Here is a 16,663-nt window from a genome sequence, read left to right as displayed (position 1 = left end):
TTTAAAACGCAGCTTACACGCTGCGTTTTTTAGTTTTAAGCTGCACGTTATTACAGTTTGATGTTTATAGGCGTGAGTTTACAGTGATAAAGACGATGGCTTGTCCAAATTTGTTTACAATTTACTGTATTGAATAACGGAGTTAGCGTATTATTCGGCTAATATAGTTTTTCCTTATTCGAGGATGTATGCGTCTAGATATTCATTGTGCCGACCGTGTAGGTATTGCCCAAGAGATCCTAAATATTTTAGTAAACTACGATGTTGACTTAAAAGGGATTGAGGTTGATTCGGTAAATTGCCGTATGTATGTAAGCTTTCCTGAAATTGAATTTGAGCAATTTCAAAAAATTATGCCTTCTATTCGTTTGATTGATGGCGTACATGATGTTCGCACAACCGCCTTTTTACCCTCTGAGCGAGAGCATAACGAATTAAATACACTGCTGCGTGCACTTCCCGATGGCGTTATCTCGATTGACGCAAAAGGGTGGGTACGTTTGTGTAACGACGCTGCCTGTAAAGACCTACAGTTGAGCGAAAAAGAAGTGGTAGGGGCCAATATTAATAACCTACTAAAAGGGTTTAACTTTACGCGTTGGTTAGAAGGCAAAGAAGTACTTGGACAAACAACCCGGGTAGATGTTGCCGGTGAAGACTTTATTGCCGATATTTTACCGATTGCCGTCCCGCAAGGTGGTGAAGGTGACGTGTTAGCTGGTGCGGTTATAAATATAAAATCGCAAAGCCGCCTTGGTCAGCAGGTCAGTGCCTTTAGACGTTACGGGCAAGAAAGCTTTGCAACTATTCACAACTTTAGTACTGCTATGCGCCGTGTAGTGCGCGAAGCACGAAAAATGTCGCAGCTAGAAGCCCCCATTTTAATAACCGGAGAAACTGGCACAGGTAAAGAGCTCCTTGCTCGTGCGTGCCACTATGCCTCTAATCGTTCGGTTAAGCCGTTTATTGCACTTTCGTGCGCATCTTTGCCCGATGATGTGGCTGAATCTGAATTATTTGGTTACGCCGGATATGAAGAAAACACCGCACCTAAACGCGGGGTCCTAGAGCAAGCAGATGGCGGTACTGTGTTTTTAGATGAAGTTGGCGAAATGTCTACACAGCTACAAACAAAGCTGCTGCGCTTTTTGCAAGACGGCACATTTAGAAAAGTGGGCGACGAAAACGAAGTAAAAGTAAACGTGCGTATAATTGCAGCCACACAAAAAGATTTACCCGCGATGGTGCAAGAGGGCGTATTTAGAGAAGACTTATACTATCGAATTAATGTACTCACATTAGAGATTGCACCACTGAGAGACCGTAAAGCTGATGTGGGCCCATTAGCCGAGCACTTTATTCAAAAGTACGCACAGCAAAACGGCCACGCAATTCCGCTTTTATCACAAGAGTGCTTACGCTTTTTACAAGAGTACCCGTGGCCAGGTAATGTGCGCCAGCTAGAAAATGCAATTTATCGGGCGGTGTCGTTACTTGATGATAGCGAGCTACGTGTAGAGCATTTGCAATTGCCCACATTTACCCACGATTTAGGCTACTTAGAGTCAGATTTTGAAGGGTCGTTAGATCAAGCTGTAAAACGTTTTGAAGCAACCTTGCTACGCAAATTGTATCCGGCTTACCCAAGCTCAAGACAATTAGCTAAGCGTTTAGGGCTTAGCCACACTGCAGTGGCAAATAAACTACGAGATTACGGTATTAATCGCAAAACTGTTAAAGTTTAATAGCCGGCTTACTGGGCACTAGCTCTTAGTGCCCATGTTTTTAGTAACCCCATCAATGGCGATAGTTTCTATGCCATTTTCATCAAAATTAATCACTATGCTTGCGTTATTACGAGTAAAAAAGTAACTGCGGCCATTCAGCTCAATCACGTAATTGCCTTTTACGGGGTCTTTAAATTGCTGCTTTTTTAAACTGACAGTATGTTTACCTATTTGCCAATCAAACGCTTCAATAAAGCCATTATTAAACTCTTGTACCCACACTTGGCTATCGTCTTTAGCTAAAGTGATTGCTACCGAGTATGAGTTAGGTAATTGCGACATATCGTAGCTTTTGCTACCTATCGAAAATTTGCCAAGCTGCTGCTGCCATGCAAAGCCAAAATTAAAGGTTTTTTCTATACCTGTTGGGTAAGTTACCGTACCTGGGCCTTTAATTGTAAAATCGGCTAGTGCGCAGGTGCTAATGCATAATAAACTGGTTGTGAAAAGTGTCGCTAATTTATATTTCATACTATGACTTTTTTATATTTATAATTTGAGATTAAAACAGAACATTCGCCTTAACAAGTGGCTATGTTACACTGAGTTAACTTTATACTGGTAAGACCTTCTCGTGAACTTATATATTAGACTTCTTTTATTATTTTTTAAAATTAAGCGCAACCGCGACTACCAACAGTTACTTGACACTGTCGATATTGATTACAAAGCACTGCCAACAGACTGCGATATAAACCTGCATCTAACAAACTCGCGTTATTTGGCTATGATGGACTTGTCGCGCACTTGGATGATTGAGCGAATTGGTCTATTAAAACAAGTAATGAAGCGCCGTTGGTTTCCTATTGTTAATGCTACAGCCATAACTTATATTCGCGATATTAAACCTATGCAGCGTTATACCATTAGTACCAAGCTGGTGGGGTGGGATCATAAATATTTTTACATTGAACAAAAGTTTCATTCTGCGCGTGGCCTGCACGCTATAGCGTATGTGCGCGGTGTGTTTAAAAACAAAAAAGGCATTGTCAGTATTGAAGAAATGCTTGAAGTAGCCGAGTTTGATGGTGTAGCGCCTATTTTACCAAGCGAAATTATGCACTGGAAAGAAATGCTTGAGCAAAAAAAGGTGAATAACCTTCCTAAATAATTTTCATAAAATAAGGCCTTTCGGCCTTAAACACATAGAACATAGGCGCTGCAAACTTAATTAAAAGCTATACCTTACACCAAACATGGCAACGACAGGGTCAAGCTCAACGGTTGATGTAAGGGCTTTTGCACCGTTTGCATACACTGTGGCATCGGTATCTATATCAATGATTGATACCATGGCATGTAGCCCCCAATGTTGATCGATTTTATAGTTAGCGCCTACTTGTGCAATAAAGCCAAACGAATCATCGAGTTTTACTTCAACATCGTCAGTGCCTAGGGTTGCTTTTAGCGCTTGAGAAGGCTGCTCGTCAAAAAAGGTGGTGTAATTTAACCCTACACCAATAAACGGGCGTAGCGCGTAACTTGTATCTAAAAAGTGGTATTGCGCAACCAATGATGGCGGAAGCTGTTTGATGTCGGCAATTTTATTGCCAGCTAACCCACCCGCGCCATTTACATCGTGCGAAAACGGCGTAGCGGCAATAAGCTCTACCACCCACTTATCGTTAAATGCATAATCGATTGTAATACCTAGCTGCGTGTCAGAGTCGCCTTTTAGACCCAGGGTTGGCGCTTCGTTAATTGCCGAGCTGCTGTTATCTGGATTTACATTAATAGCGCCAACATTAACGCTAAGGTTAGCGTGCGCTGCAGGGGTAATAGCAAGTAAAGAGGTAAGTAATGCAATGCTGATTTGGGTTTTCATGTTGTGCTCCAATAACTACTTTTTGATTGACGCTATTATTACAATCTCCGAGCGTTGAAAACCTGTTCTAGATCAAAGTTTCAAAAATGTTTGAAGTATGTGAACCCTTTTCTTGATTTAGATTAAAGTCAGTGCAAAAAGTATTTTAATTAATTGACACAGCTATGTATTTAACGGTCATCGCACTGTATTAACTTTGCCATTATTTGGTCATATTCTCGCGCTTTAATAATCTTTCTTATGGTTATTGAGTGTGTTGTTATGTCTGTTGCAAAAGTATCGCAAAACAGTGTAAGTAAGCCTTTAAGCGCGGTGGTAAAAAATACGCAAACGCTTATTAGGTTTGAGTCTGTAACGCCTAATCAAGGCGGTGCCATAGATTGGCTTAGCAATGAGTTAACTGCGCTTGGCTTTAACTGTGAGCAGTTTATTTGTGAAGGCGTTACCAATTTAATTGCCTACGTTAGTTTTGAACAAGAAGGACCATGTGTTGCGTTTTCTGGGCATATTGATGTTGTGCCTGCCGAGTCGGGCAACTGGCTAAGCCCGCCTTTTGCTGGCAATATATTAATAATGCCGTGTATGGTCGCGGCGCTGCCGATATGAAAGGCGGTGTGGCGGCTATGCTTGGTGCTACTAAGGCACTATTAAAAGAGACTAAAAGTAAAAAAGGGCGCTTTTACTGGCTTATTACCTCCGATGAGGAAGGAGAGGCCGAATTTGGCTCAGAAGTAATAGCCGCGCGTTTAGCAAAAAATAATATACAACTTGATGGCTGTATTGTTGGTGAGCCGACAAGCTCTACATACGTAGGCGATACAATTAAAAATGGCCGCCGAGGCGCTATTTCTTCTCGTATAAAAGTACACGGCAAGGCCGGACATGTTGCCTACCCACAGAACACTATAAATGCTGCGCATATTGCGGGTAATATTGTAAATTGTTTAAGTAATTTAACATGGCCTGACGATGAGCCAAGCTCTAAAACCACCTTGCAAGTGACCGGCATTAATATAAATAATGTTGTTGATAATTTAGTGCCTAGTGAATGCGAAATTACCTTTAATGTGCGATATAGCCATGGTTATACAAGCAATGCAATAAAGCACTGTATATCAGCGGCGCTGAGTGAATACGCCCAGCACCTTGAGGTTGAATGGGAGCGAGCGTGTGAGCCCTATTATACGGCACCAACAAACGGGTGGAGTTTATTGCAGCAGTTAGAGCACACCATTTATGCGCAAACAGGGAGTTACCCCATGTTAAGTACCAGTGGCGGTACTTCTGATGGGCGATTTTTTGCAAACCAGCATACCCAAGTTATTGAGTGCGGCGTTAAAAATAGTACTATTCATCAGGTAAACGAGCATGTTCCGGTTGATGATTTACTTAAAATTGAGGCCATTTACACAGACTTATTAGCGCGAATTTTTAGCCATAAATAGTAATCGCACAATAAAAATAAACAGCGAGAATCACCTCGCTGTTTGTTTGAGTAGGGCGTGTTGATCTTTAATGATTGAGTTTGCAGCAGTATGTTTGGTTTTTAGGCAAGGCAGAGCCTATGAAGTGTGGTTATTCCCCATAAATAGGCGATAACGCAGCATAAATGCCAAACATGCGCTGCCCTTCGGGTTCTGCCTAGGGGCGATAAACTCTTTGTTGCTCGGTTTTTACTTATTCTTACAGGGATGTAAGTCATTAGAATAACGCAGGAGCAGTTATCGAGCCCACTAGGTTACAAACCTCGCGCCGCGATTAAATCGCCCCTAGATTGAACAAATTTCAATCCGTAAAGTTCAACACGCCCTAACCTAAATAGCGCTTGGCTTTATTTTCTTTTACGTTTTGTAAATCTACCAGCACTAACCCATCAATACAGTTGTTAAAGTCGGGGTCGATACTAAAGCTTAAAAACTTTACGCCGCCAGGCTTGCACAGCTCAGTATATTGCTTAAATAGCGTAGGAACTTGTGCCCCCATATTGGCCAGTACATGTTTTAATTCTACAAAGTCTTCTTTTACATCGTTGCCACTAAAAACAGTTTCACACTGAGTGAGTTGTTGCTCGCTTAATTTAAACTCGTTATTGGGGGTGGCGAGGTGTTGCTCTGATTTATAATAATGTTGATAGTAATGCACGAGCATGGCTTTTGCCTGTTCAGGCAAGGCGTTAGAAACGCTCACCGCGCCAAATAAGTAACGATATTGCGGGTAGTTTTTAATAAATGCGCCAATACCGTACCATAAGTAGTCTAAGCTTTTACGCCCCCAATATTTAGGTTGCACAAAGCTGCGGCCAAGTTCTATACCTTGCTCTAAATACGGTTTCATTGCTTGTGTGTAACTAAATAAACTATCGGTGTATAAGCCTTCTCGGCCATGTTTCTCTATTATTTCCTTTGCACAAGCAAGGCGATATGCACCCACTAATTCTAGCTGCGTAGGATCCCATAGCACTAAGTGTTGATAATCCATATCATATTTGTCGATGTCGCGGCGTTTTCCGCTGCCTTCACCTACCGCTCTAAAGGCAATTTCTCTCAGTCGTCCAAGCTCTCTAAACACTGGAGAGCTACCAGTGTACTGGTATAAATGAATATGCATGCCATCTTGTGTTTTACCTAATAACTGACAACTCTCTATGGCTTTTTTAAGCTCTTTGCGGCACTCAGGTATTGCAATAGGGGTTTGGGTTTTAAGAGGAAGGGGCTTTTTAGTGGTAAGGCGATAAAGTTGTTTGCGAATGAGATTAACGATTTCTTTATCTTTTAAGTTTTCGATTAAATATGACTCAGGCGGAATGGAAGCACCAATTTCAAACTCTAATGACTTTTGTCGCTGCTTAAACATTTCTTTTACTAATAATAAGCTCGCAAGTGGTTTGTAAATCATTGAGGTGCCATAAAAAAGCGGGCTGTTTTTGGCCTTTATATAAATAGGTAAAACAGGGCTGTTTGCTTTTTTAGCCATGCGTAAAAAGCCACTGTTCCACTTGCAATCTTTAATACCGGTAGGGCTTAAACGCGAGACCTCTCCCGCAGGAAAAATAAGTAACGCACCTTCATCTTTTAAGTGTCTTTGTATATTACTTAATTCTTGTTTTTTACTGGTTCCCGATAAATTATCTACTGGCAACAGCAATGAATGCATAGGGGTGACCGACATTAGCATGCGATTGGCAACCACTTTTAAATCTTGCCTAACGCTGGAAAGTACTTTTATCAGCGCAAGTGCGTCGAGCGAGCCAATGGGATGGTTAGCCACAATAACCAACTTACCTTCGCTGGGTATGTTTTCAATTTGTTTTGGTTTGTAGCGGGTATCAAAGTCAAGCTCATCAAGCACTTGTTCAACAAACTCTAGCCCTTGTAAATGGGGGTAAGCATCGCCAAAGGCGACAAATTCTTGTTCATGTAATAAGTAGCCTAGCCCCTTTTTAACTAAACCTTTTACTTTAGGGGAGTTCTCTAATTGTGGTAAGTTTGCTGCTATTACTTTATCAACGCTTATCATATTAACCTCATTTACAATTTGGCCTATTCACCATCCTGTTTAGAGTAAAAAAAGGGTGTGACATTTACTTTGCAGTTGTGTGACTTTTTAAAGAGCACATAACGAGCTGCTCAGTTGTTTATTAGTGTAGATAAAATTTATTTAATAAAATTAGGAGCTTCTATGTCGGTATTAGTAGCCATTACCGGGCGAGATAATACAAAGCTAATTGCAAAGCTAAAAGAGCTATTACCCAATGAAGAGATAATGCAATGGCCAGAGTGTAAAAAGCTCAACAATGTAGAGTTTGTATTAGCCTGGAATGCACCAGATGATTTGTGGCAGCAATTACCTAACTTAAAAGCGGTGTCATCGTTTGGGGCGGGTGTAGATAGTATTAATATGTCTTTATTGCCTAAAGAGGTAGACGTGGTTCGCATTGTTGATACTGAGCTTGCTCAAGATATGGCAGAGTACGTGCTAGGCCATGTACTTGCGCACAAGCTGCGTTTAAAAGAGTATTTTGTTAAGCAATCACAATGCAATTATAAACCTAAGCGCGCATATAAATTTAATCACGTGGGTATTTTAGGGTTTGGTGAGCTAGGTAAAGCGTGCGCCAAAAAACTAACCCTGAATGGCTTTACGGTAAGCGCTTGGTCAAAAACTGAAAAAAGCGATGAGCAGGTGCGTCTATATTCTCAGCAGCAAGGCCTTAATGAAATGCTGCCTACAATTGACTACTTGGTATGCCTACTGCCGCTAACAAAAGATACTAAGGGTATTATTAATGCCGATTTATTAGCTAAGTTACCGGCCCATGCCTGTGTAATTAACGTTGCCAGAGGAGAGCACCTAGTAGAGCAAGATTTAATAAACGCACTTAACAGTGAAATGTTAAGGGCTGCCACGCTCGATGTATTTACCCAAGAGCCGCTACCGCACGACCACCCATTTTGGCATAACGCTAAAATAACGATTACACCACACTGCGCCGCGTTATCTGATTTAAATAGCGTAACAGCGCAAATTGCAGAAAATATTAATCGCCTAAAAAGCGGCCTTACATTAAATAATCGGGTTAATAGAACAAAAGGTTATTAATAGATAGCAAAACAGTTTAACAAACAGCTTGTTAACATTTGTAATTTTAATTATTGTGAAGTTTAGTCACTAAAATAAAAATAATAAGAGTAACGTATGAAATCAAGTCAAGGCGGAGTAAAACTAAGTTTAGTAGTGGTTTCTATTATAGTGCTAGGCGTGTCTGCTTGGTTTAACCAAGCAAGTGCCGATCAAGTGCCACAAAGCAAAAGTTCACAAACTTCACAAAGTGAATAAGTGCACTTGTAGACACATTATAAAAAGTGGGCTCTATTAATTTGTTTTTGGCTTAATAAAGCCAGATCATTAAAGAGTACCCACTTTTCATTAGGCCATTTAATTACTAAAGTGCGCTTCGTTACTGGTATTTAGTAAAATAAGTTAATTAGTACCGTTTAGCATGGATCTCTCGGTTTTCATGCTTTTTCTCATCACTTTTTTTAAGTAACACATATGTTGCGCCACTGCCACCATGGTGCTTTAAAGCGGTATGATACGCTAATACCGCGGGTAGAGCCTGTAGCCACTTATTAACATAGCTCTTTAGTATACCGGGCTTAGCTTTATTTTTTATACCAATGCCATGGCGAACTAATACAACGCGAATGTTTCGCTGGTGGCAATCAGTAATAAAGTTAAATAATGTTGTGCGTGCGTTTTTAAGTAATTGGCCATGCAAATCTAATGTGGCATCAACTTGGTATTTAGCTAAGCGTAAGTTTTTAAATACTGCGCTTTGTACGCCATCTTTTTTAAAACTGAGTAATGCATGCGGGTCTAAAAGCTCTACATGCTCAGATTGTAAGTAATTTTCGTCATTTGCAAGGCTAAGCTCGGCAGCTTTGCGTTTTTCTTGTTGGGCAAGAGTGGCACTGGGATTACTTGCAAGGGGAGTTACAGTATCGTGGTTTATAGGTTTTACATCTTCCATAGAAGATAAAAATAAATCGAAATCAGATAAAGACATAGTAAGACCTAAATGAGGATTAATACGAGATAAATCTTATCTTAGTTCAATCTGTTCCCCAAGCCTTTTAATTTTTTCAAATAAAAAAGCCCAGCAAGGCTGGGCTATAAAATATTCTAAGGAGAAATGTTAACTCTGCGTTACATTAAATTGTCCAAACGTATATACTTTGAACAAGTAAAATGTATTGATCAACACTAAACTCATATTCGAAATAACACTCGACGACATTAAATCCAAGCTAAAAGACAAAAATAACAGACCACATGCACTAATCGCTGCAACACGCAGTATTGTTATGTGGTTAATAAAGAATGCACCTAAACCTAGTGCAAGTAATACAGTGTTTAAAAGCCAATCTAGCTCGTTTAGCATGGTCGTTTCAATAGTTCAGTTGTTGAAAAAAGGAGCGCCATTATGTTGATCTTTTGCACACCTTTCAACCAAGTAATTTTAAATTTTCAGATTAGTTTTTTTAATGCTAAATGTAGCTAGCTAGTGCTGCAAAAAAGCCATTATTTTTTATTAGTTGGTACTTTTGACAGCTTTGCGGCGCCTTCATATCTGCGCATAAATAAAGGGCATTGCGCTTCTCGTCTAGCTGCGGGTGTAAGTTTGAATCAAGTAATGTACGGCCATACCCAAAGACCCCAGGCCAATAAATACTTTCGCTCACTAACCCTAATTTTTTATAGGTGAGCAAAGTAGGTTTTGGAAAAATAATGGCTACGGCAAAAATGATAGCCAGCGTAATAAGTAACCCTTTTTTAGATTTTACAGGCTGCTCTGCTGGGGTTGATGTTGGGTTAGCTGAAGATTGCGGTGCTGTTTGCGGCCTATTGCGGGGCTTTTTTACAGTTTTTTTTCTTTTTTGTGGTGTTTTACCAAGCAATGATTGTTTTTTTGTGTTGTTTGACATAAAGCAAATCTGGCCTTTTGAGCGTAGGTCTCTATAATAAAATGATTAAATATCTAGTTATATAATAACTTATACAATGCTTTTAGCCTACGAGGAAGATACATGGATACGCAGCTATCAATTTTAATAGTAGATGATGTTAGCACAGTGCGTAGTTTTTTGAGCCAAACGCTCATGCACTTAGGAATAGAAAACGTTAAAGAGGCTTCAACGGCTAAACAATGCATTAGCGAGTGCCAAGCAGCTAATTACAATATGATTTTTTTAGATATTGAACTGCCTGACGGCGATGGTAAAGAGTTAATCGCGCAAATTAATGATATTAACCCTGAAACTAATGTGGTGATGGTGTCGGCCCATTCAGCAGTAGAAAATGTTAAAGAAGCCATTGATAAAGGTGCTAAAGGATTTGTGGTTAAGCCATTTACGCCTAAAAAAATTGCGGCCATGTTGAAAAAGTTTTATCCCGATTTGGAAAACGTTTAACCAGCTTTAATAGTAATGCGTTAAATTAGCTTAAAGTTTAGCGGATTGCTAAATACCAAATTTTAGATATAAAAAAACCGGCCTAGGCCGGTTTTTTAATCATAAAACAAATTATAGCGCTTTAATTTTAGCTGCTAAACGGCTCTTATGACGAGCTGCTTTGTTTTTATGAATTAGACCCTTAGTTGCGTAACGGTCTAGGATAGGTGTAGCAACAGAGAAAGCTTGCTGTGCAGCTTCTTTATCGCCAGCTTCAATAGCAGCGGTTACTTTTTTGAAGTAAGTACGCATCATTGAACGACGGCTTGCGTTGTGCTGACGGTTTTTTTCGCTAGTGATAGCGCGTTTTTTTGCAGACTTGATGTTAGCCAAGGTTTGCTCCTAACAATCTTAAATAAAGCTTAAATTAAAGGCCGTGGAATATGCCTGTTTTTATCATGAATGTCAATTTAAATTTAACAACTCAAGAAAAACTGCTCCTTATAACGAACATCAATTTGCCGCTTTAGCAGTTAATATCGCTATTGTAACAAAGCACAGACGCCCAGCCTAGTGCTTTAAAGCGATTTATAAAAAAGACTGTGGCATAATTGCGCTAACTAAAGGTTTTTAAGTAGGTTTAAGGTGTCAAAAGGATTATTTCGCTCCGGTATGATTGTAAGTTGTATGACAATGATATCGCGTATTTTAGGGTTAGTACGAGACGCTGTCGTTGCAAACTTATTAGGTGCTAGTGCAGCTGCTGATGTTTTTTTGTTTGCTAACCGTATTCCCAATTTTTTACGCCGACTATTTGCTGAGGGGGCCTTTGCTCAGGCATTTGTGCCTGTACTTAGCGAAATTAAAGAACACCATGGCGATGATAAAGTTAAGTTATTTGTAGCACAGGCTGCCGGTACGCTGGGCACTATTTTGCTTTGCGTGACTATTTTTGGCGTTATTGCCTCGCCTGTTATTGCCGCGTTATTTGGTACTGGCTGGTTTATAGATTGGTGGCAAGGTGGCCCCAATGCAGAAAAGTTTGTGCTGGCAAGCTCCTTATTAAAGTTAACTTTTCCGTATTTGTTATTTGTTAGTTTGGTAGCACTTAGCGGTGCGGTAATGAATGTGTATAACCGCTTTGCAGTGGCTGCTTTTACGCCCGTATTACTTAATGTTTCAATTATTACCTGCGCCATTTTATTGCACGACAAATTTAGCGTGGGGGCGTATGCGTTAGCCATTGGTGTATTTGTGGGCGGGGTGGTGCAATTGTTGTTTCAGTTACCATTTTTATACCGAGCAAAAATGCTGGCTCGTCCTCGCTGGGCGTGGCAAGACGAGAACGTTAAAAAAGTGCGTAAGCTTATGCTACCGGCATTATTTGGTGTTTCAATAAGCCAAATTAACCTACTGCTCGACACCATGATTGCCTCGCTATTAATGACGGGCTCTATCGCATGGCTTTATTACTCCGATAGGTTAATTGAGTTTCCACTTGGTTTATTTGGTATTGGTATTGCCACTGTTATTTTACCCGCACTTTCTAAATTGCATAGCAGTAAAAAGCTCAGTGATTTTCAGCATACGTTAGATTGGGGTGTGCGTTTTGTGATTTTTTTAGGCATACCCGCCATGGTTGGTTTAATGGTTATAAGCCCGCTTATCATTACTGTGTTATTTGATCACGGTGCATTTAAAGACGCTGATGTTGATCATGTTAAAGCGGTAAGCTTAGGGGTGGTTGCCTACTCGGTAGGGTTAGTTAGCTTTATGCTTATTAAAGTATTAGCGCCGGGTTTTTACTCGCGCCAAGATACCAAAACACCTGTGCGCATTGGTATTATTACGCTGGTGCTTAATATGGTATTTAATATTATGTTAGCCCCGTTTATAGGATATTTAGGGCTTGCTTTAGCAACGTCTATGTCGGCCAGCTGCAATGCTTTTTTACTTTACAGGCAACTTAAAAAAGAAAACGTGTATCAGTTTTCTGCAATGAGCCTGCGCTTTAGCGTAAAGTGCATAGTAGCAAGCTTGGTAATGGGCGCTTTAACGTGGTACGTCAGCAGCCTTTATTATTGGGCTACATGGCATTTTTATGAGCAAGTAATGTTGTTAATTGTATTGCTAGTGATTGCTGCAATAAGTTACTTTGCGGTGCTGTTTTTACTTGGTGTAAGACTAAATACGATAAAAAGTGTAGCAACTACTGAATCAAACTAAAAAAAAGATTATAATCGGCAGCCCTGTGGTTTTGAACGATTTTAAAGTCGTTAATAATACTCGCTGAAAAAGGCATTAGGTGGCATGGAGTTAATTAGAGGTATACACAATATTCGAGCGCAACATTATGGTTGTGTGTTGACTATTGGTAATTTTGACGGTGTGCATTTAGGCCATGGCGAAGTATTAAAAGGGCTGTTAACAGATGCCAAAGCACATAACTTACCCAGTACTGTGATGTTATTTGAGCCGCAGCCGCAAGAGTTTTTTGCTAAAAACAATGCGCCAGCTCGACTTACTCGGTTACGCGACAAACTCAGATTACTAAGTAACTTAGGTATTGAGCGGGTTATTTGTATTAGCTTTAACCAACAATTTGCCAATATGCACGCTGAGCAATTTGTTAGTGATATTTTAATTAAAAAGCTAGGCGTTAAAGCACTCACAGTAGGTGATGATTTTAAATTTGGTAAACAGCGCCAAGGGAATTTTAATTTACTGCTCAGTATGGGCAAACAAGCGGGCATGGATGTAAAAAGCACCGCGAGTTTTCGCCAATTAAATGCTAGAGTAAGCAGCACACTAATACGTGAAGCATTAGCCGCAGGCGACTTAGAAAATGCTAAGTTAATGCTAGGGCATAATTATGCTATTTCAGGGCGTGTAATACATGGTTGGAAAAGAGGGCGAGAGCTTGGTTTTCGAACTGCAAATATAGCGCTTAAACGCCAAGTTTGCCCTGTAAATGGGGTGTTTGCCGTAAAAGCAAACATTGCCGGAAAACACGTTTATGGGGTAGCCAATATTGGTAACAAGCCCACTTTTAATGGAACTCGTGCTTTGTTAGAAGTTCATCTTTTTGACTTTGCACAAGATATATATGGACAGTTTATGCACGTGGAGTTAATAAAAAAACTTCGCGATGAGAAAAAATTCGAGACATTAACACAGTTAACGGCACAAATTGCAACCGATGTTGCCGCCGCAAAACAGTGTTTTGGTTTAAATTAGGTAGCCGATAGATACGGAAAGTAGGATTAATGAGCGACTACAAACATACTTTGAATTTACCGGAAACACAGTTTCCAATGCGTGGCAATTTGGCACAACGTGAACCAAAAATGCTTAAAGCATGGTATGAAGACGACCTGTACGGTCAAATTCGCAGCGCTAAAAAAGGTAAAAAGACCTTTATTTTGCATGACGGCCCTCCGTATGCAAACGGCGATATCCATTTAGGCCACTCAGTAAATAAAATTTTAAAAGACATAATTGTTAAGTCTAAAACTTTATCTGACTTTGATGCACCTTATGTGCCTGGTTGGGACTGTCATGGTTTGCCAATTGAGTTAATGGTTGAGAAAAAAGTAGGCAAGCCAGGCGTTAAAGTAACCGCGAGCGAGTTTCGTGAAAAATGCCGTGCTTACGCTAAAAAGCAAGTTGAAGGTCAAAAAGTAGACTTTAAACGTTTAGGTGTGTTTGGCGATTGGGACAAACCTTACTTAACAATGAACTATGACTTTGAAGCAAACGCTATTCGCGTGCTTAGTCGTATTATTAAAAATGGCCACCTTCATAAAGGTGCAAAGCCTGTGCATTGGTGTACAGACTGTGGCTCTGCATTAGCAGAGGCCGAAGTAGAGTACCAAGATAAGCAATCTCCAGCGATTGACGTACGTTTTACATTTGCAGATCAAGACGCAGTTGTTAACGCCTTTGATTTAGCCGATGGCCATAAAGGCCAAGGCAGTGTAGGTACTGTTATTTGGACTACAACACCGTGGACCTTACCCGCTAACCGTGCGGTAGCAGTGCATGCAGATTTAGAGTACGCCTTAGTACAAGTAGATGATGAAGGCTCACAGCAACGTTTAATTTTAGGCTCAGAGCTTGTTAAAGATGCAATGGACCGTTATGGCTTTAATCATTTCCACGTACTAGGTTATGTTAAAGGTGCAGCACTTGAAAACTTACACGTTGCTCACCCATTTTACGATTTTGATGTACCGGTAATTGTAGCTGACCATGTTACTACTGACTCAGGTACGGGTGTGGTACATACCGCGCCAGGCCATGGTCAAGAAGATTTCGCGGCAGGCTTAAATTACAATCTTGAAGTAGCAAACCCTGTGGGCGCGAATGGCGTTTACCTGCCTGATACAGAATTATTTGCTGGTCAGCATGTATTTAAAGCAAATGCCAGTGTAATTGACGTACTAACAGAGCGCGGTGCTTTAATGCATCATCATGCGCTTACGCATAGCTACCCGCATTGTTGGCGCCACAAAACGCCTATTATTTTCCGTGCTACACCGCAGTGGTTTGTAAGCATGGATCAGGCTAACTTACGTCAAGACTCGTTAAGCGAAATTAAAAACACCCAATGGTTGCCAGAGTGGGGCGAAAGCCGCATTGCGAACATGGTTGAAGGTCGCCCAGATTGGTGTATTTCACGCCAACGTACTTGGGGTGTGCCAATTGCTTTATTTGTTGATAAAGACACTGGTGCTTTACACCCAAATACGCAAGCGCTTATTGAGCAAGCTGCAGAGCTGGTAGAAAAATCAGGCATTCAAGCATGGTATGACCTAGAGCCAGCCACCTTGTTAGGCGAAGAAGATGCCAAGCAATACATGAAAGTACAAGATACGTTAGATGTATGGTTTGATTCGGGCGTAACACATGCGTGTGTTGTTGATGCACGTGAAGAGTTAGTTGGCCCAGCCGATTTATACCTAGAAGGTTCTGATCAGCACCGTGGTTGGTTTATGTCATCAATGATGACCTCAGTTGCTATTAACGGTCACGCACCTTACAAGCAAGTACTAACGCACGGCTTTACCGTAGATGAAAACGGCCGCAAAATGTCAAAATCGTTAGGCAACGTTATTTCACCACAAAACGTGATGAATAAACTTGGCGCTGACATTTTACGTTTATGGGTAGCTTCTACCGATTACACCGCCGAAATGACGGTATCGGATGAAATATTTAAACGCTCTGCAGATCGTTACCGCCGTATTCGTAACACTAGCCGTTACTTGTTAGCTAACTTAAGTGGTTTTGATCCAAAAACAGACCAAGTTGCTGTTGATGATATGGTTGAGCTTGATAAGTGGATTGTTGGCCGTGCAGCCCAATTACAAGAAGAAATTTTAGCAGCTTACGATAGCTACCAAATGCTATTAGTAACGCAAAAGCTAATGAACTTCTGTACAGGTGAGCTTGGTTCGTTCTACTTAGATGTAATTAAAGACCGCCAGTACACAGCAAAAAGCGACAGTCATGCACGTCGTTCTTGTCAAACTGCGCTTTATCATATTGCTGAAGCAATGACTCGTTGGATGGCGCCAATTATGAGTTTTACAGCTCAAGAAATTTGGGAAGCACTACCGGGCGAGCGTAGCGATTACGTATTTACATCGGTATGGTACGACGGTTTACATGCACCGACAAACAGCCAATTTAGCAACGATGACTGGCAAGCGATTCTAAATGTACGTGACGAAGTAAACCGCGTACTAGAAGCAGCCCGAAAAGAAGAAGTGATTGGTGCAACATTACAAGCAAGCGTTAACTTATACGCCGAAAAAGCACTGGCTGATAAGTTAGCAGCATTAGGTGATGAACTGCGTTTTGTATTACTAACGTCTGCGGTCACTGTATCTGCAGTAGATAGCCAGCCAAGTGATACACAAACAACCGAAATTGAAGGTTTGTACATTAGCGTAGCAGCCACAGATGCAACTAAATGTGAGCGTTGTTGGCATTACAGCGATGATGTAGGTTCAGAGCCTGCACACCCTGAAATTTGTGGTCGTTGTGTAAGCAATGTTGACGGCGAAGGTGAAAAGCGTCAATTCGCTTAGGAGCTT

The 16,663-nt window shown here is 40.8% G+C and carries 15 protein-coding genes and 1 pseudogene; 9 read left to right on the top strand and 7 right to left on the bottom strand.

The window, feature by feature from the left end:
• Positions 1–188: 188 nt before the first annotated feature.
• A complete protein-coding gene (gene tyrR / locus PSH48_RS14555) occupies positions 189–1,745 on the top strand; it encodes a transcriptional regulator TyrR (protein ID WP_004588344.1) in 1,557 nt (518 codons plus the stop codon).
• An 18-nt stretch (positions 1,746–1,763) separates the two neighbouring features.
• Here the strand turns inward: tyrR and PSH48_RS14550 are convergent, their stop codons facing one another.
• Complete coding sequence (locus tag PSH48_RS14550) at positions 1,764–2,258, bottom strand: hypothetical protein (RefSeq protein WP_054983023.1); 495 nt, start codon at positions 2,256–2,258, stop codon at positions 1,764–1,766.
• A gap of 103 nt (positions 2,259–2,361) precedes the next feature.
• On the opposite strand from PSH48_RS14550, the gene PSH48_RS14545 reads away from it, so the two are divergent.
• A complete protein-coding gene (locus PSH48_RS14545; protein WP_004588346.1) occupies positions 2,362–2,898 on the top strand; it encodes a thioesterase family protein in 537 nt (178 codons plus the stop codon).
• 60 nt (positions 2,899–2,958) lie between these two features.
• Here PSH48_RS14545 and PSH48_RS14540 read toward each other — a convergent pair whose 3' ends face one another.
• Positions 2,959–3,612: an OmpW/AlkL family protein gene (locus PSH48_RS14540; RefSeq protein WP_273611797.1), complete on the bottom strand. Its 654-nt coding sequence runs from the start codon at positions 3,610–3,612 to the stop codon at positions 2,959–2,961.
• 261 nt (positions 3,613–3,873) lie between these two features.
• On the opposite strand from PSH48_RS14540, the pseudogene dapE reads away from it, so the two are divergent.
• Positions 3,874–5,057: pseudogene (gene dapE / locus PSH48_RS14535) on the top strand (succinyl-diaminopimelate desuccinylase).
• Between the two features lie 364 nt (positions 5,058–5,421).
• Here dapE and PSH48_RS14530 read toward each other — a convergent pair.
• A complete protein-coding gene (locus PSH48_RS14530; RefSeq protein ID WP_138579983.1) occupies positions 5,422–7,128 on the bottom strand; it encodes a GNAT family N-acyltransferase in 1,707 nt (568 codons plus the stop codon).
• 162 nt (positions 7,129–7,290) lie between these two features.
• Between PSH48_RS14530 and PSH48_RS14525 the strand changes: the two genes are divergently transcribed.
• Both PSH48_RS14525 and PSH48_RS14520 read left to right on the top strand, forming a co-directional pair.
• Complete coding sequence (locus PSH48_RS14525; RefSeq protein WP_138579984.1) at positions 7,291–8,211, top strand: 2-hydroxyacid dehydrogenase; 921 nt, start codon at positions 7,291–7,293, stop codon at positions 8,209–8,211.
• A gap of 96 nt (positions 8,212–8,307) precedes the next feature.
• Complete coding sequence (locus PSH48_RS14520; RefSeq protein ID WP_024032281.1) at positions 8,308–8,448, top strand: hypothetical protein; 141 nt, start codon at positions 8,308–8,310, stop codon at positions 8,446–8,448.
• A gap of 148 nt (positions 8,449–8,596) precedes the next feature.
• On the opposite strand, the gene smrA is transcribed toward PSH48_RS14520, so the two are convergent.
• From smrA to PSH48_RS14505, 3 genes are all read right to left on the bottom strand, one after another.
• Positions 8,597–9,178, bottom strand: a complete 582-nt coding sequence (gene smrA, locus PSH48_RS14515) for a DNA endonuclease SmrA (protein ID WP_024032280.1) — start codon at positions 9,176–9,178, stop codon at positions 8,597–8,599.
• 129 nt (positions 9,179–9,307) lie between these two features.
• On the bottom strand, positions 9,308–9,553 hold the full coding sequence (locus PSH48_RS14510) for a hypothetical protein (protein ID WP_083901815.1): 246 nt from the start codon (positions 9,551–9,553) through the stop codon (positions 9,308–9,310).
• Positions 9,554–9,659: 106 nt separating this feature from the next.
• A complete protein-coding gene (locus PSH48_RS14505; RefSeq protein WP_138579986.1) occupies positions 9,660–10,097 on the bottom strand; it encodes a hypothetical protein in 438 nt (145 codons plus the stop codon).
• Between the two features lie 102 nt (positions 10,098–10,199).
• Here PSH48_RS14505 and PSH48_RS14500 point away from each other — a divergent pair, with 102 nt between their 5' ends.
• Positions 10,200–10,583 (top strand): response regulator, encoded by a 384-nt coding sequence (locus PSH48_RS14500; RefSeq protein WP_004588354.1) that lies wholly within the window; start codon positions 10,200–10,202, stop codon positions 10,581–10,583.
• 111 nt (positions 10,584–10,694) lie between these two features.
• On the opposite strand, the gene rpsT is transcribed toward PSH48_RS14500, so the two are convergent.
• Positions 10,695–10,955, bottom strand: a complete 261-nt coding sequence (rpsT, locus tag PSH48_RS14495) for a 30S ribosomal protein S20 (protein ID WP_004588355.1) — start codon at positions 10,953–10,955, stop codon at positions 10,695–10,697.
• Positions 10,956–11,249: 294 nt separating this feature from the next.
• Between rpsT and murJ the strand changes: the two genes are divergently transcribed.
• The 3 genes from murJ (at position 11,250) to ileS (ending at position 16,657) form a co-directional block, all read left to right on the top strand.
• On the top strand, positions 11,250–12,788 hold the full coding sequence (murJ, locus tag PSH48_RS14490; RefSeq protein WP_443197872.1) for a murein biosynthesis integral membrane protein MurJ: 1,539 nt from the start codon (positions 11,250–11,252) through the stop codon (positions 12,786–12,788).
• A gap of 84 nt (positions 12,789–12,872) precedes the next feature.
• Positions 12,873–13,799 carry a bifunctional riboflavin kinase/FAD synthetase gene (ribF, locus tag PSH48_RS14485; protein ID WP_024032277.1) on the top strand — a complete coding sequence of 309 codons (927 nt, stop codon included), beginning with the start codon at positions 12,873–12,875 and terminating at the stop codon, positions 13,797–13,799.
• A 29-nt stretch (positions 13,800–13,828) separates the two neighbouring features.
• Positions 13,829–16,657, top strand: a complete 2,829-nt coding sequence (ileS, locus tag PSH48_RS14480; protein WP_138579987.1) for an isoleucine--tRNA ligase — start codon at positions 13,829–13,831, stop codon at positions 16,655–16,657.
• Positions 16,658–16,663: the final 6 nt, after the last annotated feature.

The sequence above is a fragment of the Pseudoalteromonas sp. Angola-4 genome, from assembly GCF_028599265.1.
Classification (GTDB): Bacteria; Pseudomonadota; Gammaproteobacteria; order Enterobacterales; family Alteromonadaceae; genus Pseudoalteromonas; species Pseudoalteromonas atlantica.
The sequence above is the reverse complement of the archived record's forward strand: the minus strand, read 5'-3'. Positions and strand labels throughout refer to the sequence as shown.

Excerpts from the sequence above, each read along its gene's own strand:
- murJ (WP_443197872.1), top strand. The coding sequence starts at position 11,250 with ATGACAATGATATCGCGTATTTTAGGGTTAGTACGAGACGCTGTCGTT.
- ribF (WP_024032277.1), top strand. The coding sequence starts at position 12,873 with ATGGAGTTAATTAGAGGTATACACAATATTCGAGCGCAACATTATGGT.
- PSH48_RS14525 (WP_138579984.1), top strand. The coding sequence starts at position 7,291 with ATGTCGGTATTAGTAGCCATTACCGGGCGAGATAATACAAAGCTAATT.
- PSH48_RS14530 (WP_138579983.1), bottom strand. The coding sequence starts at position 7,128 with ATGATAAGCGTTGATAAAGTAATAGCAGCAAACTTACCACAATTAGAG.
- PSH48_RS14540 (WP_273611797.1), bottom strand. The coding sequence starts at position 3,612 with ATGAAAACCCAAATCAGCATTGCATTACTTACCTCTTTACTTGCTATT.
- tyrR (WP_004588344.1), top strand. The coding sequence starts at position 189 with ATGCGTCTAGATATTCATTGTGCCGACCGTGTAGGTATTGCCCAAGAG.
- ileS (WP_138579987.1), top strand. The coding sequence starts at position 13,829 with ATGAGCGACTACAAACATACTTTGAATTTACCGGAAACACAGTTTCCA.
- PSH48_RS14550 (WP_054983023.1), bottom strand. The coding sequence starts at position 2,258 with ATGAAATATAAATTAGCGACACTTTTCACAACCAGTTTATTATGCATT.
- PSH48_RS14520 (WP_024032281.1), top strand. The coding sequence starts at position 8,308 with ATGAAATCAAGTCAAGGCGGAGTAAAACTAAGTTTAGTAGTGGTTTCT.
- PSH48_RS14500 (WP_004588354.1), top strand. The coding sequence starts at position 10,200 with ATGGATACGCAGCTATCAATTTTAATAGTAGATGATGTTAGCACAGTG.
- smrA (WP_024032280.1), bottom strand. The coding sequence starts at position 9,178 with ATGTCTTTATCTGATTTCGATTTATTTTTATCTTCTATGGAAGATGTA.
- PSH48_RS14505 (WP_138579986.1), bottom strand. The coding sequence starts at position 10,097 with ATGTCAAACAACACAAAAAAACAATCATTGCTTGGTAAAACACCACAA.
- PSH48_RS14510 (WP_083901815.1), bottom strand. The coding sequence starts at position 9,553 with ATGCTAAACGAGCTAGATTGGCTTTTAAACACTGTATTACTTGCACTA.